Source organism: Pseudomonas sp. H1_F01 (assembly GCF_054681425.1).
This window is the reverse complement of the sequence record NZ_CP162823.1, coordinates 4,420,669-4,441,751: the sequence shown is the minus strand read 5'-3', so window position 1 is coordinate 4,441,751 and position 21,083 is coordinate 4,420,669. Positions and strand designations below refer to the sequence as shown.

At 61.3% G+C, this 21,083-nt stretch carries 18 protein-coding genes and 1 tRNA gene; 8 read left to right on the top strand and 11 right to left on the bottom strand.

The genetic code is table 11. From position 1 onward, the window contains the following. Positions 1-87: 87 nt before the first annotated feature. From AB4O09_RS19990 to AB4O09_RS19950, 9 genes are all read right to left on the bottom strand, one after another. Positions 88-864 (bottom strand): 3-hydroxybutyrate dehydrogenase, encoded by a 777-nt coding sequence (locus AB4O09_RS19990; protein ID WP_460107386.1) that lies wholly within the window; start codon positions 862-864, stop codon positions 88-90. A gap of 7 nt (positions 865-871) precedes the next feature. Further along, complete coding sequence (locus AB4O09_RS19985) at positions 872-2,263, bottom strand: GntP family permease (RefSeq protein WP_003200250.1); 1,392 nt, start codon at positions 2,261-2,263, stop codon at positions 872-874. Between the two features lie 302 nt (positions 2,264-2,565). Next, positions 2,566-3,981: a sigma-54 interaction domain-containing protein gene (locus AB4O09_RS19980; protein ID WP_003200252.1), complete on the bottom strand. Its 1,416-nt coding sequence runs from the start codon at positions 3,979-3,981 to the stop codon at positions 2,566-2,568. Between the two features lie 144 nt (positions 3,982-4,125). Beyond that, positions 4,126-5,706 (bottom strand): ABC transporter ATP-binding protein, encoded by a 1,581-nt coding sequence (locus tag AB4O09_RS19975; protein WP_460108436.1) that lies wholly within the window; start codon positions 5,704-5,706, stop codon positions 4,126-4,128. A 25-nt stretch (positions 5,707-5,731) separates the two neighbouring features. Continuing rightward, the gene (locus AB4O09_RS19970) at positions 5,732-6,736 is read right to left on the bottom strand and encodes an ABC transporter permease (protein WP_460107384.1); all 1,005 of its coding nucleotides are present in this window, start codon (positions 6,734-6,736) and stop codon (positions 5,732-5,734) included. 16 nt (positions 6,737-6,752) lie between these two features. Further along, positions 6,753-7,811 carry a microcin C ABC transporter permease YejB gene (locus tag AB4O09_RS19965; protein WP_003200258.1) on the bottom strand — a complete coding sequence of 353 codons (1,059 nt, stop codon included), beginning with the start codon at positions 7,809-7,811 and terminating at the stop codon, positions 6,753-6,755. After that, the gene (locus AB4O09_RS19960) at positions 7,811-9,679 is read right to left on the bottom strand and encodes an extracellular solute-binding protein (RefSeq protein ID WP_003200260.1); all 1,869 of its coding nucleotides are present in this window, start codon (positions 9,677-9,679) and stop codon (positions 7,811-7,813) included. Before AB4O09_RS19960 ends, AB4O09_RS19965 begins: the two co-directional genes overlap by 1 nt. 135 nt (positions 9,680-9,814) lie before the next feature. Then, a complete protein-coding gene (locus AB4O09_RS19955) occupies positions 9,815-10,096 on the bottom strand; it encodes a peptidylprolyl isomerase (protein ID WP_460107382.1) in 282 nt (93 codons plus the stop codon). Between the two features lie 96 nt (positions 10,097-10,192). After that, positions 10,193-11,062 (bottom strand): esterase/lipase family protein, encoded by an 870-nt coding sequence (locus AB4O09_RS19950; RefSeq protein WP_028236632.1) that lies wholly within the window; start codon positions 11,060-11,062, stop codon positions 10,193-10,195. Between the two features lie 323 nt (positions 11,063-11,385). Here AB4O09_RS19950 and AB4O09_RS19945 point away from each other — a divergent pair, with 323 nt between their 5' ends. Continuing rightward, the gene (locus AB4O09_RS19945; protein ID WP_237141019.1) at positions 11,386-12,447 is read left to right on the top strand and encodes a hypothetical protein; all 1,062 of its coding nucleotides are present in this window, start codon (positions 11,386-11,388) and stop codon (positions 12,445-12,447) included. Between the two features lie 159 nt (positions 12,448-12,606). On the opposite strand, the gene AB4O09_RS19940 is transcribed toward AB4O09_RS19945, so the two are convergent. Together AB4O09_RS19940 and AB4O09_RS19935 are read right to left on the bottom strand one after the other, a co-directional pair. Then, positions 12,607-13,677: a 3-deoxy-7-phosphoheptulonate synthase gene (locus AB4O09_RS19940; protein ID WP_013692722.1), complete on the bottom strand. Its 1,071-nt coding sequence runs from the start codon at positions 13,675-13,677 to the stop codon at positions 12,607-12,609. A gap of 47 nt (positions 13,678-13,724) precedes the next feature. Then, entirely contained in the window at positions 13,725-13,877 is a 153-nt protein-coding gene (locus tag AB4O09_RS19935; protein ID WP_003200270.1) for a hypothetical protein, read from the bottom strand. Positions 13,878-14,293: 416 nt separating this feature from the next. On the opposite strand from AB4O09_RS19935, the gene AB4O09_RS19930 reads away from it, so the two are divergent. The 7 genes from AB4O09_RS19930 to AB4O09_RS19900 all read left to right on the top strand — a co-directional run bounded on the left by AB4O09_RS19930 (position 14,294) and on the right by AB4O09_RS19900 (position 20,887). After that, entirely contained in the window at positions 14,294-15,055 is a 762-nt protein-coding gene (locus AB4O09_RS19930) for a carbon-nitrogen hydrolase family protein (protein ID WP_460107379.1), read from the top strand. A 7-nt stretch (positions 15,056-15,062) separates the two neighbouring features. Next, complete coding sequence (locus tag AB4O09_RS19925) at positions 15,063-15,497, top strand: GNAT family N-acetyltransferase (protein ID WP_003200274.1); 435 nt, start codon at positions 15,063-15,065, stop codon at positions 15,495-15,497. A 126-nt stretch (positions 15,498-15,623) separates the two neighbouring features. Further along, positions 15,624-16,265, top strand: a complete 642-nt coding sequence (gacA, locus tag AB4O09_RS19920; protein ID WP_003200277.1) for a response regulator transcription factor GacA — start codon at positions 15,624-15,626, stop codon at positions 16,263-16,265. A gap of 2 nt (positions 16,266-16,267) precedes the next feature. Next, entirely contained in the window at positions 16,268-18,091 is a 1,824-nt protein-coding gene (uvrC, locus tag AB4O09_RS19915; RefSeq protein ID WP_003200279.1) for an excinuclease ABC subunit UvrC, read from the top strand. A 32-nt stretch (positions 18,092-18,123) separates the two neighbouring features. Further along, entirely contained in the window at positions 18,124-18,684 is a 561-nt protein-coding gene (gene pgsA / locus AB4O09_RS19910; protein WP_003200282.1) for a CDP-diacylglycerol--glycerol-3-phosphate 3-phosphatidyltransferase, read from the top strand. A 63-nt stretch (positions 18,685-18,747) separates the two neighbouring features. Beyond that, positions 18,748-18,823, top strand: a tRNA-Gly gene (locus AB4O09_RS19905). Positions 18,824-19,045: 222 nt separating this feature from the next. Continuing rightward, the gene (locus AB4O09_RS19900; protein ID WP_027912544.1) at positions 19,046-20,887 is read left to right on the top strand and encodes a tyrosine-type recombinase/integrase; all 1,842 of its coding nucleotides are present in this window, start codon (positions 19,046-19,048) and stop codon (positions 20,885-20,887) included. The last annotated feature ends 196 nt before the right edge of the window (positions 20,888-21,083 follow it).

Genomic DNA, 21,083 nt, shown 5'->3' with positions numbered 1-21,083 from the left:
GCTCCGCGTTCCGTTCTTGGGACGCAGAGCGTCCCTGTCTGCATTCCCACGCAGAGCGTGGGAACGATCAGTATCCAGTAGAGAGGGTTATTGAGCCAACCACCCACCATCGATATTCCACGCCGCGCCGCGCACCTGGCTGCCGGCTTCGCTGCACAGGAACAGCACCAGCTCCCCCAGTTGCGTCGGGGTGACGAATTCCAGGGACGGCTGTTTCTCGGCCAACAGATCGTGCTGTGCCTGTTGCGGATCGACGCCGGCGGCAATGCGATCATCGATCTGTTTTTGCACCAGCGGCGTCAGCACCCAGCCCGGGCAGATGGCGTTGCAGGTCACGTTGCTGGTGGCGGTTTCCAGGCCGACCACTTTGGTCAGGCCGATCACCCCATGCTTGGCCGCGACATACGCCGCCTTGCCCACCGAGCCGACCTGGCCATGCACCGAGGCGACGTTGATAATCCGCCCCCAGCCCTTGGCGCGCATGCCCGGCAGGCTCAGGCGGGTGGCGTGGAACACCGAGGACAGGTTTATGGCGATGATCGAGTCCCAGCGCTCCACCGGGAAATCCTCCACGGCGGCCACGTGCTGGATCCCGGCGTTGTTCACCAGGATGTCCGCGCCGCCGAACTCGCGTTCGGCGTAGGCGAGCATATCGGCGATCTGCGCCGGGTCGCTGACGTCGGCCGGATGATGACCGACCTGGCCGCCGAACTGTTTCACCTCGGCGATCACCGCCGAGGCGTCGCCAAAACCGTTGAGGATCAGGTTGGCCCCGGCCTTGGCCAGGCTCAAGGCGATGCCCAGGCCGATGCCGCTGGTAGAACCGGTGACCAGGGCCGTCTTGCCCGAAAGAGTGGTTGTCATGGGAACCTCACACAATGCCAGTGGCGTAGAACACACCGATCACCACGAAGACCGCGAGGGTCTTGATCAGCGTAATGCAGAAAATGTCTTTGTAGGCTTCGCGGTGGGTCAGCCCGGTTACCGCCAGCAGGGTAATCACCGCGCCGTTGTGGGGCAGGGTGTCCATGCCGCCGCTGGCCATGGCGGCTACCCGGTGTAGCACTTCCAGGGGAATGTTGGCGGCGTGTGCGGCGCTGATAAAGGTTTCGGACATCGCCGCCAAAGCGATGCTCATGCCTCCCGAGGCGGAGCCGGTGATGCCCGCCAGCAGCGTGACGGTCACCGCTTCGTTGACCAGTGGGTTGGGAATGCTCTTGAGCCAGTCGGCCAGTACCAGGAAGCCCGGCAAGGATGCGATGACCGCGCCGAAGCCGTATTCCGAAGCGGTGTTCATCGCCGCCAATAAGGCGCCGCCCACGGCGCTCTTGCTGCCTTCGGCGAGTTTGCTGCGAATGGCGCGGAAACCGAACAGCAAGACCATGATGATGCCCACCAGCAACGCCGCCTGCACCGCCCAGATCGCGGTGAGCTTGGCGATGTCGCTGGTCACTGGCGTCGCCATGCCCGGCAGCGCCAGGCTGTGGGTCTTGCCATACCACTGGGGAATCCACTGGGTGAACAACAGGTTCATGAGCCCTACCGCCAACAGTGGCGAAACGGCGATCCAGGGGTTCGGCAGCTTGATGTCTTCAGCGGTTTCCGGCTCGTTGCGCAACTCGGTGCCGTAGCCTTCGCCCGTGCGCTGGGCCTTGTTACGCTGGCGTTGCAGGAACAGCATGCCGAGGCTGAACACGAAGAGCGTGCCGATCACGCCCAGCCACGGTGCGGCCCAGGCAGTGGTGTTGAAGAACGTGCTGGGGATGATGTTCTGGATCTGCGGCGTGCCGGGCAGGGCGTCCATGGTGAACGAGAACGCGCCGAGGGCGATGGTGGCCGGGATCAGGCGCTTGGGGATATTACTCTGGCGAAACATCTCGGCGGCGAACGGGTACACCGCGAACACCACGACGAACAGCGACACGCCGCCATAGGTCAGCAAGGCACAGACCAGCACGATTACCAGCATGGCCTGGCGCGTCCCCAGCAAGCGAATCGCCGCGGCGACGATGGAGCGGGAGAACCCCGACAGTTCGATCAGCTTGCCGAACACCGCGCCGAGCAGGAACACCGGGAAATACAGTTTGATGAAGCCGACCATTTTTTCCATGAACACCCCGGTGAAGGCGGGAGCGACGGCGGACGGGTCGGTGAGCAGGACGGCGCCGAGGGCGGCAATGGGGGCAAAGAGGATAACGCTGTAGCCACGGTAGGCGGCGACCATCAGCAGCGTGAGGGCTGCCAAGGCAATGATCACACTCATGGTGTGTCTCCTGGATTGTTATTGTTGTGGTGAAGCTGTGGGGAGGGCTTTAGCGAGTTTTGTGCCAGGTGTGTAACCGACTGAAATATAAGGAAATTGTTTGGGGTTGTAGGGCGGGAATGAGAGGTTTGTCTCTGTTTTTAGATTTGTGTGGGGTGTGCAGGCCTCATCGCGAGCAAGCTCGCTCCCACAGTTGGCCGCGTATTTCAGGAGAACCCAGTCCCCCTGTGGGAGCGAGCTTGCTCGCGATGAGCGCAAAGCGCTCCAAAACCATAGGTCTATATTTTGAGAATAAAGTCTCTTTATTGAGACTCCGCAATCCCCAACGCCACCATCTTCTTGTACAACGTCGACCTCCCCAGCCCCAACCGCTCGGCCGCTTCAACCACTTTGCCCCCGCATTGCGCGAGGGTGGTTTCGATCAACTGCCGGTCGAAGCGTGCCCGGGCCTGGCTGAAAGTTTCTTGCGGCAACGGTTCCAGGCTTGGGCTTGCCGTGTGGGTTACCGGTATGAACGTGCCGATGGCGGCGCGGATGTCCGCCGCCGTGAGCACCAGATCATCGCTGAGCAGCGCGGCCCGTTCCAGCACGTTGCGCAGTTCGCGGATGTTGCCCGGCCAGGCGTGTTGCCGCAGCAGGTCGAGGGCGGCGGGGTTCAGTTCGTGCTGGCTGCGCAGTTCTTCAAGGATCGCTTCGCTCAGGGCCGGCAAATCATCCAGGCGTTCGCGCAACGGCGGGACCTGGATCGGCAGCACGTTGAGGCGGTAGTACAGGTCGGCGCGAAACTCTCCGCGCTTGATCGCCGCTTCCAGGTCCATGGACGTGGCGGCGATGATTCGCACGTCGCTTTGCAGTACCTCATTGGAGCCCACCGGTTCGTATTCCTTTTCCTGGAGCACTCGCAGCAGTTTGCTTTGCAGCGGCAACGGCATGTCGCCGATCTCGTCGAGGAACAGCGTACCGCCTTGGGCGATCTGCAGTTTGCCGGCGCGGCCCTTGCGGTCGGCCCCGGTAAACGCCCCTGGTGCGGTGCCGAAGAATTCGGCTTCCAGCAGCGATTCAGGAATCGCCGCGCTGTTGATGCTGACGAACGCCTTGTGGGCGCGCGGCGAAGCACTGTGGATGGCCTGGGCCAGCAGTTCCTTGCCGGTGCCCGTTTCGCCGAGCAGCAGCACTGGCGAATCGGCGCTGGCGCTGCGCCGGGCACGGCGCTTGACCTCAAGGCCGGCGTTGCTGGTGCCAATGAAATGGGCAAAGTTGTACTTGGTCTGCCGCGCCCGCAGCAGCGAGCGGGTGGAGGCCAGTTCTTCCTGCATGCTCAGGTAGCGCTTGAGCATCGGGGACAGGCTGCGTAACTCATCGAACAAGGCAAAGCCGATGGCGCCGATCACCGCGCCCGCGCTGTCGTGGATCGGCAGGCGCATCACCACCAGGGGCTCCTTGGGCGTGTCCTGCATGTCCAGCAGGATCGGGCGCCCGGTGCGCACCACTTCACGCAACAGGCTGCCGGGAATCACGCTCTCGCACGCCCGGCCAATCGCCTCCTGCGCCGAGTTCAGGCCGAAGCGGCGGGCGTAGCGTTCGTTCATCCAGACGATGTTCGCGTCACGGTCGACAATCACCGTGCCTTCGCTGGACTGCTCGATGATCTCGAACAACGAACGGATCGCCAGCGTGCGCACGCGCTTGTAATCCTTGAGGCTTTCGGTGGGGTTCATGGTCGGGTCCGGATTGTGTGTTGCCTGTCAGGTCCTCATCGCGAGCAAGCTCGCTCCCACAGTTGATCTTCAGTGCGACGCAGACCACTGTGGGAGCGAGCTTGCTCGCGATGAGGGCGACACGAAGCTACGTCATGCGCCGCATTATGCCCACCCCGAATGCGCCGCCGCCAACAACTCCTTGGTATAAGGATGCTGGGGCGAGTCGAACACGTCATGGCTGGCGCCTTGCTCGACCACTTTGCCGTCCTTGATCACGATCATGTCATGGGCCAAGGCACGGATCACCGCCAGGTCGTGGCTGATGAACAGGTAGGTCAAGTCGTACTTCTCCTGGAGCTGACGGAGCAGGGCGACGACTTGTTTCTGCACGGTGCGGTCCAGTGCCGAGGTGGGTTCGTCCAGCAGAATCAACGCAGGCTTGAGCACCAGGGCCCGGGCAATGGCGATGCGCTGGCGCTGGCCGCCGGAGAACTCATGGGGGTAGCGATGACGGGTCGAAGGGTCGAGGCCGACCTCCTTGAGGGCCTGGATCACCCGGGCTTCACACTGTTCGGGGCTGGAAGGCTGGTGGACCTCGAGGCCCTCGCTGATGATCTGCTGCACCGACATGCGCGGGCTGAGGCTGCCGAACGGGTCCTGGAACACCACCTGCATCTGCTTGCGCCACGGCTGCAATGCTTTTTGCGACAGCTGATCGAGGGCCTGGCCCTGGAAGTGAATGCTGCCTTCGGATTCGATCAACCTCAGGATCGCCTGGCCGAGCGTGGACTTGCCGGAACCGGATTCGCCGACGATGCCCAGGGTCTTGCCGCGCTGGATGGACAGGCTGATGCCATCCACGGCGCGCAAGTATTCCTTGCGCCGGAACAGGCCGCCGCCCAGGGGGAAACTGACGTGCAGGTCCTGTACCTGCAGCACCTCTTCGCGCTCGTCCCGGGGCAGGGCTTCGCCTTCCGGTTCGGCGTGCAGCAGCTCACAGCTGTAGGGGTGTTTCGGCGCGTTGAAGAGGGTTTCGCAGGGCGCCTGTTCGACGATTTCTCCATCCTTCATCACGCACACCCGTTGGGCGATGCTGCGCACCAGGTTCAGGTCGTGGCTGATCAATAGCATGGACATGCCAAGCCGTTGCTGCAGCGACTTGAGCAGCAGCAGAATCTTGCGCTGCACGGTCACGTCCAATGCAGTGGTCGGTTCGTCGGCAATCAACAGTTCCGGCTCGCAGGCCAGGGCCATGGCGATGATGACCCGCTGCCGCTGGCCACCGGACAGTTGATGGGGATAGGCCTTGAGTCGCTCGACGGGGTTTTGAATGCCAACCAGGGCCAGCAGCTCCAGAATGCGCTGGCGCGCGGCTTTGCCTCCCAGGCCCTTGTGCAGCATCAGCGTTTCGCCGATCTGCTTTTCGACGCTGTGCAGCGGGTTCAGCGAGGTCATCGGCTCCTGGAAGATCATGGCGATCCGGTTGCCGCGCAGCTCCCGCAGGGCCGTGGTATCGGCGCTCACCAGTTCCTGGCCGCGATAGCGAATGCTGCCGGTGGTGCGGGCTTCTGTCTCGGGCAGCAATTGCAGGATCGAGTGGGCTGTCACTGACTTGCCGGAGCCGGACTCGCCCACCAGGGCCAGGCATTCGCCGGGGCGGATGTCCAGGCACAGGTTGCGCACCACCGTCTGGTCGTTGAAGGCCACGCTCAGGTCGCGGATTTCGATCAGGTTGTCGCTCATCTCAAGGTTCCGCTTCATGGCCGTTTCATGATCGTGGGTCGAACGCGTCTCGCAACGCTTCGCCGATAAACACCAGTAGAGAAAGAATCAGCGCCAAGGTGAAAAACGCCGTGAGCCCCAGCCACGGCGCTTGCAGGTTCTGCTTGCCCTGGGCAATCAATTCGCCCAGCGACGCGCTGCCGGCCGGCATGCCGAAACCGAGGAAGTCCAGGGCGGTGAGGGTGGAGATTGCCCCGGTGAGGATGAAGGGCAGGTAGCTCAGGGTGGCGTTCATCGCGTTGGGCAGGATATGCCGCACAATCACCTTGCGGTCCGACAAACCCAGGGCTCGGGCGGCCTTCACGTATTCCAGGTTGCGCCCGCGCAGGAACTCGGCGCGGACCACGTCCACCAGGGCCAGCCAGGAAAACAGCGCCATGATCCCCAGCAGCCACCAGAAGTTCGGCTCCACGAAGCCGGACAGGATGATCAGCAAGTAGAGCACCGGCAGCCCGGACCAGACTTCCAGCAAGCGTTGCCCGAGCAAATCCACCCAGCCACCGTAATAGCCCTGCAATGCACCGGCGGCGATGCCGATCAGCGCGCTGATGGCGGTCAGGGCCAGGGCGAACAGGATCGACACTCGCGCGCCGAAGATCACCCGGGCCAGCACGTCCCGCGACTGGTCATCGGTGCCCAGCCAGTTCACCGATGTGGGAGGGCTCGGGGCCGGCTGGTTGAGGTCGTAGTTGGGCGTGTCGTCGCTGAACGGAATCGGTGGAAACCACAGCCAGCCGCCGTCCTTGTGGATCAGGTTCTGCACGTAGCTGCTGCGGTAGTCGGCCTGGAACGGCAGTTGGCCACCGAATTCCTGTTCGGTATGGCGCTTGAACACCGGGAAATACAGCGAGCCCTGGTAACTGACCACCAGCGGCTTGTCATTGGCGATCAGCTCGCCGCCCAGGCTCAGGATGAACAGGCCGATGAACAGCCACAGCGACCACCAGCCCCGACGGTTTTTCTTGAAGCGTTCGAAGCGCCGACGGCCCAAGGGGAAAACTTGAACATCAGGCGTTCCTCGCGGCGAAGTCGATGCGCGGGTCCACCAGGGTGTAGCAGAGGTCGCCGATGAGTTTGATCAGCAGACCGAACAACGTGAAGATGAACAGCGAACCGAACACCACCGGATAATCCCGGGACACCGCGGCCTCGTAGCTCATGCGTCCCAGGCCGTCGAGGGAAAAAATCACCTCGATCAGCAAGGAGCCGGCGAAGAACACGCTGATGAACGCCTGGGGAATACCCGATACCACCAGCAGCATCGCGTTGCGGAACACGTGGCCGTACAGCACCCGGCGTTCGCTCATGCCCTTGGCCCGCGCGGTGACCACGTACTGGCGGGTGATTTCATTGAGGAACGAGTTCTTGGTCAGGATCGTCAGGGTGGCGAAGCCGCCGATCACCAGCGAAGTGACCGGCAGCACCAGGTGCCAGAAGTAATCGGCGATCTTGCCCAGCGTCGACAACGACTCGAAGTTGTCCGATACCAGCCCGCGCACCGGAAACCAGTTCAGCGAGGTGCCGCCGGCGAACACCACGATCAGGAACATCGCGAAGAGGAACGCCGGCATGGCATAGCCAATGATGATCGCCGTGCTGCTCCACACATCGAACGCGGAACCGTGACGCACGGCCTTGCGAATGCCCAGGGGAATCGACACCAGGTAGGTGAGCAGCGTCGCCCAGAGACCGAGGGAAATGGTCACCGGCATTTTTTCCAGGATCAGGTCGGTGACCGTGGCACCGCGGAAGAAGCTCTTGCCGAAGTCCAGGCGAGCGTAGCTGCTGAGCATCAGCCACAGGCGTTCGTGGGCCGGTTTGTCGAAGCCGTATTGTTTCTCGATGTCCTTGATCAACTGTGGATCGAGCCCCCGGCTGGCGCGGGAACTGCCGGTCATGGTGTTGCCCGAACTGCCAATGCTGGCGCCGCCGATGCCTTGCAGGTGAGCGATGGCCTGTTCCACCGGCCCGCCCGGCGCGGCCTGTACGATGACGAAGTTCACCAGCAGGATGATCACCAGGGTCGGAATGATCAGCAGCAGGCGTCTTGCGATATAAGCCCACATCAATGCCGCCCTCCGGGTGTGCCGCGCCTGATGAGTTCGGCACGCATCTGCTCGTTGGTCAACGGTGTGCTGCTCACTTCCCACCAGCTCTCGATGGCTTCGTCATTGCTGGCCTGTACCTTCGGGATGCCGAAGCGGTTCCACCACACGGTCGAGCTGCCCGGCGGGTAATAGTTGGGGATCCAGTAGTAATTCCATTGCAGCACCCGGTCCAGTGCACGGGCGTGGTGGAGCATGTCGGCTTTGGTCGTGGCCTTGACCAGGCCGTCGATCAGGGCATCCACCGCCGGGTTCTGCAGGGCCATGTAGTTGTTGGCCCCCGGGTCGTTGGCCGCCGCCGAGCCAAAGTAGTTGTAGAGTTCCAGACCCGGCGAGGTGCTGACCGGGTAGCCGGTGATGATCATGTCGTAGTCACGGCTCATCAGGCGATTGACGTATTGGGACGCGTCGATGCGCCGGATGCTCATGTCGATGCCAATCTGCGCCAGGGTGCGCTTGTAGGGCAGCAACAGGCGATCCATACCGTTCTGGCTGTTCAGGAACGTGAAGCTCAGCGGCTCGCCCTCGGCATTCACCAGGCGGTCGCCGTCCGGTTTCCAGCCGGCCTGTTCCAGCAACGCCAGGGCTTGCAGTTGTTTGTCGCGGATCACGCCACTGCCGTCGGTTTTCGGAGCCTGGAAGACTTGAGTGAAGACTTCGTCGGGAATCTGTCCGCGCAACGGCTCGAGGATCGCCCGTTCGCCGGTATCGGGCAGTTCTCGAGCGGCGAGTTCAGTGTTGGAAAAGTAACTCTGCTGACGCACATAGACATTGCGCATCATCTGGCGATTGCTCCATTCGAAATCCCAGAGCATCGCCAGGGCCTGGCGCACACGACGATCCTGGAACTGCGGTTTCTGCAGGTTGAAGACGAAACCCTGGGCGGTCTGGGGAGCCTCGGTGGCCAGGTGGGCCTTTTGCAGGCGACCGTCGTGCAGGGCCGGGCTGTCATAGCCGATGGCATAGCCGGTGGCGGAGAACTCGCGATTGTAGTCATAGGCGCCGCCGCGCAGCACCTGGCGGGCCACATCGGTGTCGCCAAAATACTCGATGCTGAAGTGGTCGAAGTTGTAGAGGCCGCGACTGACTGGCAGGTCCTTGCCCCACCAATCGGCATTGCGCTCGAAGGTAATGCTGCGCCCGGAATCGACCTTGCTCACCCTATATGGACCGCTGCCCAGTGGCGCCTCGTAGCCACCGCCGTTGGCGAAATCGCGGGTCTTCCACCAATGTTCGGGAAGGACCGGCAAGGTGGCGATGTCCAGGGGCAGGGTGCGGCTTTCATTGTTCTTGAAGTTGAAGCGCACGGTGCGCTCGTCCTCGACCACGACGTCCTTGACCGCCGCGAACTGGGTGCGATAGCGCAGGCTGCCCTGGGTCATCAACAGCTCGAAGCTGTAGCGCACGTCCTCGGCGGTAATGGGCTTGCCATCGGCGAAGCGCGCCTTGGGGTTCAGGTAGAAGCGCAGGGACAGGCCATCGTCGGCCCGCTCCATCTTCTGCGCTACCAGGCCATAGACGGTATAGGGTTCATCCAGCGAGCGCTGGGCCAGGGGCGAATACAGCATCCCGTCGATCTGGCTGACGCCGATGCCTTTGTCGATGTAGGGCAGGATGTGGTCGAAGTGACCGATCTCGACGGCCGAGCGGCGCAGGGTCCCGCCTTTGGGGGCCTGGGGATTGGTGTAGGCGAAGTGGCCGAAGCCTTCGGCATATTTGGCCGGTTCGCCATAGACGGTCAGGGCATGTTGCGGTGCTGCATCGACGCCGACGGCGCCTGTCAGCAGGACCACGGCAGTCAATAGCAGGGAAGGGAACGCCAGTCGCATTGTCAGCCTTAAAGCCGGGTGATCGATGACACGATTTGTACGCGAGCGGCGCGTGGATCGCCAGTCCTTATGGCGAAGGGATTTATCTGTGGGGGCAAGGCCTGTGGGAGCAAGCCTTGCTCCCACAAGGAGCCATCAGTCCTGACGGCTGGTCACTTCCAGCAGGTGGTAACCGAACTGAGTCTTGACCGGACCCTGGACCACATTGATCGGGGCGCTGAACACCACGGTATCGAATTCCTTGACCATCTGGCCCGGGCCGAACGAACCCAGGTCGCCACCCTGACGGCTGGATGGGCAGGAGGAGTTGGCCTTGGCAACTTCGGCAAAATCGGCGCCGGCTTCGATCTGGGCCTTGAGTTCGTTGCACTTGTCTTCGGTGGAAACCAGGATGTGGCGGGCAGTGGCTTTGGTCATGGGGGAAATTCCTTTCGCTGTATTTAAAGGTGTTGAGCCTACCGGATTCATTGACGGGTTGTTGTCAAAATTGCGTCAAAACCTTGGGGCCGGCGATCAAAGGCCGGCTTTGCGCAGGCGCTCGGCGTGGCGCAGGTAAAGCTCTGTGGGGTCTGTACCCTTGCGTAATGTGCCGACTCCTGGATTGATGGCCTCCATGTGGTCCATTGGATAGTCGGAGCGAATGACCTTGCCCAGGTGCGAACTGAAGCGTCCGACCAGGCCGTCGTTCTGCTCGGCTTCGGTGATGAAGTAGTCGGAAAAGGCGCGGCAGAAACCCTGCAAAGGCTCCGATGCTTCCCCTGTAGCCTCGGGCAACGTACCGCTCCATGAGTAGTAGCGCACGCCATTGACTCGGTCCGGGCCGTTCCCACCCCAGTGCTTCGGCAGGCCCTGGGGGTATTTGTCGTTGAAGGCGCCCACGCCCTCAGTGGTCAACGTCGCCAGCGCGGCGACGGCGGTGGGCGATAGCTGCGCCTGCCCGTCAAGCAGCGAGATGAAATCGGCGAACAGCGTGGCGACGTCTCGTGCCACATGCCCTGGCAACCGTCCGGGGGTAAGGGCCTTGCGCAGGAAGTCGGCCAGTTCGGAACCATGGTTGGGGCCGCTGACCGACGTGACCGAGGCAACTTTGTCGGGTGCCAGCGCGGCAGCATATCGAACGGCCAGCGCACCCTGGCTGTGGCCGATCAGGTTGACCCGGGCCGCACCGGTGCCGGCCAGGACCCGATCGATTTGCGCCAGTAGTTGTTCGCCTCTGGCCTCGTTGCAATGGGTGGCCGACAGGTACGGGATGAACACCCGGGCACCGCCTGCGCGCAGGGCTTGTTTGATGCCATGGAAAAGTTCGAAACCGCCGATCCTGTCAAACCCGAACAACCCATGGACCAACAGGATGGGAAATTGAGTGGTTGCATTCCGTTGCATGTTCGTACCTTTTTCGAAGAGGTTCACGGTGAATTTGCGACCTCACTCTAATCCAGACCCGTAATGGACGGTGTAGGAAAAAACCGCGCTGAACCGGGGAAACCGGAATAGAAAAAGTGGGAAGAATGGGAAATCCCCCGACGGTGGCTACATGTGTAGGAGCTCTCCTATAACCCGAGTCGTTTGCAGCTACAGCTTTGAACGCCAGGGACCACCGCCATTGTTGTCTTGTCTGGCTGTGGGTTTGCCGCGAGCAGGTTTTAATGGCCCCATCGAGCGCCGTTATGCAAACGGTGCCTTCATCCAAGGACTGGAGCCTGTACATGATCACTTACCCCTCTCTTCAACGATCCCGTTCAACTTCAGGGACAAGGCTGCCGCCACCGATCCTGGCAGCGGCCCGGGACGGGGTGATCGACCCCGCTTGGCGCAAGGCCGTCGTTACCATCAAACCTTATCCACTGATGACGTGCGGGGATGAGGTGCTGCTGCGTTGGCATGGGCTCAACAACGAGGGTGAGTCTTACCGACATGAAGTGGTCGGGTTCGTCACGGAGCGGCAAGTAGGGCGAGACGTCGTGTTCGTCGTGCGCGAACCGCATATTGCCGAGTTGGACGGTGGCTCGCTGGAGCTTTCCTACCAGGTGACGGGCAAACAGTTGCCGGCCACCCTGGTTTCGCAACACCTGCAACTGGATATCGGCGATGTATCACCGCAACTGCTGCCTGCCGTTGCCAACGACGCGGTCGGAGGCAGCCTTGATCCGAGTCGGGTGCCCGACGGAACGTGGCTGACCATTCGGCCCTACGCCAGGATGGCGGTTGGCGATCGGTTGATCCTGACGGCCAGCAAGGGTTCCAACGCGCTTTGGCGCGATGTGCTGGAAATAGAAACCCATGCGGTTGGTCGTGAGGTGTCGCTCTGGATCGATCATTCGCTGATCGCTCCCCATGTGGGACACAACCTGGCCTTGGCCTATGTCGTCAGGCGTGGACATTCGGTGCGCCGCGCCGAGCCCTTGTCATTGCGCATCGGTCCGCTACAGCGTCCTGCGTTGAAGGCGCCCAGGATTCGGGAGATGAACGACGGGTGGCTGGATGTCGATGATTTAGAAGAGGGGGTGACGATTGTCATCGATGATCCCGGGCTTGAGGCGGGCGAACTGGTCTGGTTGCAATGCAACGGGAACTCGTCTTATGTCCGTGAACGTGAAATCACCGAGGCCACGGCAGGCCAACCGCTCGTTTTTGTGATTCCTGCGGCGTATTGGCAGGATCAAGGTGACAGGTCGGTGGGCGTGTTCTATCAGGTTGAGCGCCTGGATGACGTCAGCCAGCGTTCCGAGTGGGTGACGGTCCAGGTTCGTTCCAGTGCGCCAGGCTAAGCGAAGCCCGGCACAACCTCTGTGGGAGCGAGCTTGCTCGCGATGACAGTGTTTCAGGCAACATTAATGCTGGCTGAACTGACGCTATCGCGAGCAAGCTCGCTCCCACAAAGGGGCCCACGCCGCCCCCTGGTTCCAGGGGAAGGTGGGTTCGGGACCTCAGGCTGGCAATTGCAGCTTGCGATGGGCTTCGCGCAACAACTGCTCGGTAGACTCCCAGCCCAGGCAACCATCGGTGACCGAGACGCCGTAGCGCATCGACGGGCCCAACGGCTGGCAGCCTTCGAACAGGTGGCTTTCGAGCATCATGCCGATCAGGGAGCGGTTTCCTTGCAGCCGTTGCTCCAGCACGTCATTGAACACCTGCGGTTGGCGCAGCGGGTCTTTGCCGCTGTTGGCGTGGCTGCAGTCCACCATGATCCGGGCCGGTATCTTGAGGCGGGTCAGGTCATGGTGTATCTGCGTGACGCTCTGCTGGTCGTAGTTCGGCCCGCGATGACCGCCGCGCAGCACCAGGTGGGTGTCGGGGTTGCCCGGCGTCTGGATGATCGCCGGATGCCCCTGGCTGTCCACGCCGAAATGCCGATGGGGGTGGGCGGCAGAGCGCATGGCGTCGCAGGCAATGCCGACCCCGCCGTCGGTGCCGTTCTTGAACCCCACGGGCATGCCCAGGCCGCTGGCCATTTCCCGGTGGATCTGCGATTCAGTGGTGCGCGCACCAATGGCCACCCAACTGAGCAGGTCGTCGAAGTAGCTGGCGGCCATGGGTTGCAGCAGTTCGGTGGCGACAGGCAAGCCAAGCTGCAATATCTCGCGCATCAGTTCCCGGGACAAGGTCAGGCCGGCGGCCATGTCGTCGCTGCCATCCAGGCCAGGATCGTAGGCCAGGCCTTTCCAGCCTACGGTCGTGCGGGGCTTTTCCACGTAGGCGCGCATGACCAGCAGCATGCTGTCGCGCACTTCATGAGCCACGCGAGCCAGGTTGGCGGCGTATTCGAGGGCGGATTTCGGGTCGTGGATCGAGCAGGGACCGACGATGACCAGCAGGCGGGAGTCCTCACCGTCGAGGATCGCGCGGATGGCCTGGCGATGAGCGCTCACTTGATGGCTCAATGCGGTGCTGAGCGGCAATTGGTGCTTGAGTTGCAACGAGCTCGGCAGACGCAGGGTCAGGGCTTCGTTGGCAGGGTTGAGCGTGGACAGCGGCAAAGCGGAGACGGACGAATTCATGATCTGGCTTCCTGGACGGGCAGCGGGTTCATTCCCGCGCGCCGGTCCTAGTGGGGTGTTCGACAATTGGCCGGATTGGCCCGCAATTGAGGCTTGCCACCGGTAGGTGACCGATCGGAGGCGGCAGGCTGTCCCGAGCGGTGGCTGGTAAATCGCCAGGCGGAAAAACTGTCGTAACGGTAATAAGTGGCGTAGTTCATGGCTCAATCCTCAAGTTGTCTGGTGTTGCAAATGTGTGGGGCCTGAAAAAACAAAACCCCCGGTCGGGAGGCCGACCGGGGGTTTGGAAAACTCTGGAAGGCGACCCGTTTAAAATGGGCGCCGGTTGGGTATCAGGCGCGCCAGTGGCTAAACCAATACCCAAAATAAAAGCTGACCGGAGTTTGCACGCTGTTCGCCCAGGCAGCCGCAACCAAGCGCGGGGCGCTGGCGGTTTGAAGCGGTGAGAGGGCGTTGAACATGGTCTGTCTCCGATGAATGGCCCTGAGCTTACTTGAGGACGGGGCGCCGGTTCAATCAGAAAATTCTATCGAGGGCATGCAATTGTTCGCCCCGGCTTGAGTCCGCTGGGCTTTGTGACAAACTTCAGGTTTGCAGCGCCTCCCAAGGATGACCCATGACCGCTCCAGCCTTCGCCGCCGCCCAGTCGATCTCCATCGCGGGGGACGTTCGTGCCAACCTCGTGCGCCATCAGTATTTCATGCAGGCGGCCGCTGAACAGGGCGTGCAGTTGCTCGTGTTTCCTGAGCTGTCGCTCACCGGCTACGAACGTGGCTTGGCGGCGGACCTGGCCATCCTGCCGGAGGATGGCGTATTGCAACCGCTGCGCGACCTGGCCCGCGAGCTCGGCCTGACGACGGTGGTGGGCCTGCCGATTCGCCTGTCGGCGGCCGCCCCGGTGTTGATCGGCGCGTTGGTCCTCGGCGCTGATGGTTCCCTCGGGGTGTACAGCAAGCAGCATCTGCACCCTGGGGAAGAAGTCGCCTTCGCCCCGGGGCATGGCGGCTCGATACTGGCGATGGGGCAGGATTGCATCGCCCTGGCGATATGCGCCGATTTTTGCCACTCCAGCCATGCTGCCGCGGCAGCCGGGCAGGGCGCTACGCTATATGCGGCGGGGGTGTTGATCACCGAGGGTGGCTACGTGCCCGATACGACATTGCTGCAAGGATATGCCCGGCAGCATGCCATGACCGTGCTGATGGCCAATCATGGTGGCGCCACCGGAGGCTGGGAGTCTGCCGGTCGCAGTGCTATCTGGGGCCCGGACGGTTCGCTGCTCGCGGCAGCGCCCGGCACGGGCGAGCTGTTGGTGATCGCCCGCCGCGACGTCAACGGTTGGGTAGGGCAAGACGTGCCGGTGGCCGTGCTTGGATGAGGTGTTCATGAGTTTCGAGTGGCGTGCCGCGACGGCTGGGGACATCGACTTCGCCCGGCAGCTGACCTGCGACAACATGCTTGCCTATTACCTCAAGCATGATTTGCTCTGGCAGGACGAAGCGTTCGACTTGGCCTGGATTATTCGCCAGAACTGGATAATCAGTCGTGCCGGCCAGGCACTGGGCTTTGTCAGCCTCAGCCGCGATGCCCGGGCGTTGTACATCCGGGAACTGCAGGTTGATAAAGCGTTTCGTGGGCAGGGCGCCGGTACCTGGGCGATCGGACAGGTTTGGGATCTGGTGGGCCTGGAGCGTCGGCCGGCGCTGCGCCTGACGGTGTTCAAGGATAATCCGGCCAGGGCGTTGTACGAACGCATGGGCCTGCGTGTCGTGGGCGAGGATGAGTGTTTCCTGAGGATGCAGCGAGACGCCGGTGCTTGAAGCCTCGGACGTTATGCCAATAAAGATGCGTTGTAACTTTTATCTGTCCCTTTGCGCTAGGTCTGCCGGACGCTTTTTGCTAAGGTGTTGTGCAACCCAAATAAGACCAAATCGTGAGGTGTCTGCTTGATTAGGGTGTTAGTGGTCGATGACCATGATCTCGTCCGTACGGGCATTACACGAATGCTGGCTGACATCGACGGCCTGCAGGTAGTTGGCCAGGCTGAATCCGGGGAAGAATCCCTGATCAAGGCGCGCGAATTGAAGCCCGACGTGGTGTTGATGGACGTCAAGATGCCTGGCATCGGCGGCCTTGAAGCCACGCGCAAGCTGTTGCGCAGTCACCCGGACATCAAGGTGGTCGCGGTGACCGTGTGCGAAGAGGATCCGTTCCCCACTCGGCTGTTGCAGGCGGGCGCGGCGGGCTACCTCACCAAGGGCGCTGGCTTGAACGAGATGGTCCAGGCCATTCGTCTGGTTTTTGCCGGGCAACGCTACATCAGCCCGCAAATCGCCCAGCAATTGGCGATCAAGTCGTTCCAGCCAACCAACGATTCTCCCTTCGATGCGCTGTCGGAGCGGGAAATCCAGATTGCCCTGATGATTGTCGGTTGCCAGAAGGTGCAGATCATCTCCGACAAGCTGTGCCTGTCGCCCAAAACCGTCAACACCTACCGCTATCGTATCTTCGAGAAGCTTTCGATCAGCAGTGACGTCGAATTGACACTGTTGGCGGTGCGCCACGGCATGGTCGATGCCAGCGCCTGAAAATGACTGAATTGTTTGATCCAAGTGCGTTCCTCTCCACTTGCAGCGGCCGCCCCGGCGTGTACCGCATGTTCGACGCCGACGCACGCCTGCTTTATGTCGGCAAGGCCAAGAACCTCAAGAAACGCCTGGCCAGTTACTTTCGCAAGACCGGCCTCGCCCCGAAGACTGGCGCCCTGGTGGGGCGCATCGCGCAAATCGAAACGACGATCACCGCCAATGAAACCGAGGCGCTGCTGCTCGAGCAGACGCTGATCAAGGAATGGCGCCCGCCGTACAACATCCTGCTGCGCGACGACAAATCCTACCCCTACGTGTTTCTGTCCGACGGGGCCTTTCCGCGCCTGAGCATTCATCGGGGCGCCAAAAAGGCCAAGGGTCGGTATTTCGGTCCTTACCCCAGCGCCGGGGCGATTCGTGAAAGCCTCAGCCTGCTGCAGAAGACCTTTTTCGTTCGCCAGTGTGAAGACAGCTACTACAAGAATCGCACCCGGCCCTGCCTGCAATACCAGATCAAGCGCTGCAAGGCGCCTTGCGTGGGGTTTGTCGAGCCGCAGGTCTACGCTGAAGACGTACGTCACTCGGTGATGTTCCTGGAGGGCCGCAGCAATGCGCTGACCGATGAACTGTCGGCAGCCATGGAAGACGCGGCGGTCAACCTTGAGTTCGAACGGGCTGCCGAGCTGCGTGACCAGATTGGCCTGCTGCGCCGCGTTCAGGACCAGCAGAGCATGGAAGGTGGCAGCGGTGATGTCGATGTGATCGCCGCGTTCATCAACCCGGGCGGCGCTTGCGTGCATTTGATCAGCGTACGCGGCGGGCGCGTGCTGGGCAGCAAGAACTTCTTTCCCCAAGTGGGTATCGAGGAGGACGTGGCCGAGGTCATGGCGGCGTTTCTGGGCCAGTACTACATCAGCAGCCCGGAACGCGACTTGCCTGCCGAGTTGATCGTCAACGTGGTCCACGAGGATTTCCCGGCCCTGATCGAAGCCATCGACAAGCTTCGCGGTCGTGAACTGACCATCAGCCACCGCGTTCGCGGTACCCGTGCCCGTTGGCAGCAACTGGCCGTGACTAACGCCGAACAGGCCCTGGGCGCGCGCCTGGCCAACCGTCAGCACGTGGCGGCGCGGTTCGATGCCCTGGCCGATGTCCTCAACCTGGACGAGCCGCCGCAGCGGCTGGAGTGCTACGACATCAGCCACTCCAGTGGCGAGGCAACCGTGGCGTCCTGCGTGGTGTTCGGTCCGGAAGGCCCGATCAAGTCCGATTATCGCCGTTACAACATCGAAGGCGTCACGCCCGGCGATGACTATGCGGCCATGCATCAGGCGCTGATGCGCCGGTTCGGCAAGCTCAAGGACGGGGAGGGCAAGTTGCCAGACATCCTCCTGGTGGACGGCGGCAAGGGCCAGTTGTCCATGGCCCGCGATGTGCTCAATGAGCTGATGGTGCCCGACCTGATCCTGCTGGGCGTGGCCAAGGGCGCGACGCGCAAGGCCGGTTTCGAAACCTTGTACCTGAACGACGCCGCCCATGAGTTCACCCTCAAGGGCGATTCGCCGGCGCTGCACCTGATCCAGCAGATCCGCGACGAGGCCCACCGCTTTGCCATCACCGGACACCGTGCCCGCCGTGGCAAGACGCGCCGGACGTCTACACTGGAAGGTGTGGCAGGCGTCGGCCCGACGCGCCGCCGCGACTTGTTGAAACATTTTGGTGGATTGCAGGAACTGTCTCGTGCCAGCATCGAGGAGATAGCCAAAGCACCCGGTATCAGTAAAAAGCTCGCTGAGTCGATTTATGCAAACCTGCACAGCGAGTAGAATGCCCGTCAACCTCGCAGCCAGTTGTGCCGATGAATATCCCAAATCTGATTACCGTCCTACGCGTCCTGCTCATTCCGATCTTCATTTTGCTGTTCTATTTGCCGTACCACTGGAGCTACATGGCCTCCGCCTCGGTCTTTGCCTTCGCCGCCGCGACGGACTGGCTGGATGGTTACCTGGCTCGACGCCTGGAGCAGAGCACGCCGTTCGGCGCGTTCCTCGACCCGGTGGCCGACAAGCTGATGGTCGCGGTGGCCCTGGTGCTGCTGGTACAGGAACACGGCAACCTCTGGCTCACCTTGCCGGCGGCGGTGATCATCGGCCGCGAAATCGTCGTCTCGGCGCTGCGTGAGTGGATGGCCGAGCTGGGCGCCCGCGCCCAGGTCGCCGTATCGAACCTCGGCAAATGGAAAACCGCCGCGCAGATGCTGGCGCTGGTGATCCTGCTGGCCAACCCTTCGGACTTCAGCTTCTGGGTGCTGTTGGGCTATGCGCTGTTGCTGGTTTCCGCTGGGCTGACGCTGTGGTCGATGGTCCAATACTTGCGCGCCGCCTGGCCGCATCTGCGGACGGATGTAGAGCCGAAATAAAACTTTTTTGAATCAAGGGGTTGACGGCGTAATTTGAATCTATAGAATGCGCCACACCAAGACGCGGGAATAGCTCAGTTGGTAGAGCACGACCTTGCCAAGGTCGGGGTCGCGAGTTCGAGTCTCGTTTCCCGCTCCAAATATTGCGCTACAGAGTTCCACTGAATTCTGTAAGTGATTGAAATCAGGGCCTTTAGGCCCTTTTTTCGTTCCAGCGGGAACCACTGAAATCCAGCACTATCCGGTGCGTTTAAGTCCAGAATTGAGTCCAGGATTCTGACGAGCACCGAATCGGTTTAATGCTGGAGCAGATTGTGTAGCGAGATGAGCATCTGGCCCTGACTCTGTTCAGGAGCTCGCGATGGCACTCTCAGAAATGACAGTTCGGCATGCCCGAATCACCGGTAATGACTACACCCTCGGCGACAGTGATGGTCTCACGCTCAATGTGACGGCCAGAGGCGGAAAAGTCTGGCTCTTCCGTTATTACTGGGCGGGCAAGCAGAAGCGCATGTCCTTGGGTTGTTACCCTCAAATCCCCCTCAAAGAAGCACGTACTCGACGTGACGAGGCGCGCGCCTTAGTTGCCCAAGGCATCAACCCCTACGAGCATCGTAAACAACAGCGACTTGCTGTTCATGCTGCGAAGGAACACACCTTCGATGCTGTGTTCAATCAGTGGGTGGAGTTCCGCAGGCTAAGCCTGAAGGAAGGGCGCCAGAGCACGCTCTCGCAGATCTTGCGAATCTTCAACAAAGACGTCTTACCCGTACTGGGTGGGAGGTCTATCTACGACATCAATCGTCACGATCTGCTGGATTTACTGAGCAGGATCGAGCAGCGCAAAGCCTTAACGACCGCCGAAAAATGCCGGACCTGGTTCAACCAATTGTTCCGCTATGCGCTGGTGAAGATCGAGGGGCTGGAACACAATCCGGCTTCAGACCTTGATGTGGTCGCACTTCCCAAACCTCCTGTAGCGCACAATCCGTTTCTCCGAATGGATGAGCTCCCGGCATTGATGGCTGCTCTTCGAAATTACGGTGGCGCCAACCAAACTCGGCTTGGCCTTCGGTTGTTGTTGCTGACCGGTGTCCGCACGGGCGAATTGCGGCTGGCGACACCAGACCAGTTCGATCTGGAGAAGCGCTTGTGGGTCATACCGGCGGAGGTGGTGAAACAGCTCCAGTTGGCGATGCGAAAGCCGGGTAAGCAAATTCAAAATGTACCGCCCTACATTGTCCCGCTGTCGGTTCAGGCGCTGGAGATCGTGCGTCACTTGCTGGACCAGGTGGTCCCTGCGCAACGCTACTTGTTTGCGCATCGAAGCGACCTGAGCAAGCGCATCAGCGAGAACACGCTGAATGGCGCGTTGCGCCGGATGGGGTATGCCGATCAACTCACCGGTCATGGGATGAGGGCGACGATCTCGACGGCGCTGAATGAGATCGGGTATCCGAAGGTTTGGGTGGATGCTCAGCTTTCTCATGCTGATCCGGACAAGGTGAGTGCGGCCTACAATCACGCGGAGTATGTCGAGCAGCGCCGGACAATGATGCAGGACTGGGCGAATCGTCTGGATCTTTGGGGGCAGGGCCAGCTGAAAGCGGCAAGCTCTCCGCTGACTATTCGTTTAGAGGGTGCAGCTTCGTTACCTTCGTTGGAAAACGCGAACGCGAATGCCGTTCTGTACAGCAGTGGCTTCCCAGCGACGTCGGTCCCAGCCTCCAAAATGTCCGTCAGCAACGAACCGGTCCTTAACGCTGCTCAGTATTCACCAGTCCTACATGCTCCAACGCAGACTGAACAGCTGCGCGACCCCCAAGTATCTGAGATACAACGCCAGCGCGCCGAGATGCTAGCTAACTATGAAGCTTCGAGTAGTTTGCCGCTGCTTGTCTTCGCCAAACTGGCAGGCAAATCCCGAGATCAGATCAACCGCGATATCAAGGCTCGGCGTCTGCTGTCTCTGAGCCTCGGGAATCGCGGTCAGCGCATTCCTGATTGGCAGCTTGATCCATTGCGGCACAAGTTGGTACTTGCTGCGTTAGCGCGGTTTCCGGATGTCGATGCTTGGAGGCTTTATCGGACGGTCTGTGAGCCTCATGAGCGACTGAAGGGGCGTTCGCCAATCGATGGGCTCACTACGGATAATTTCGAATTAACCGTGCAGATTGTCTGCGGGGCCCTGGGGCCGAGATAACGCTCCATCTTTAAGGAAGTGGCGGGGCTGCCGCTGAATTTACTGCTTTCGGTGAACTCCCGTCTTCATTCGGGGGGGCGCCTAGAGACTCTCTGGGTTGCCGGAAAACATTTTGACTAGGCTTTAGGACGGTTGTTCAGGTTTTATAAAGCTAATTATGCCCCCAAGTTTTGCCCCCGATAACACGGGGTGTATG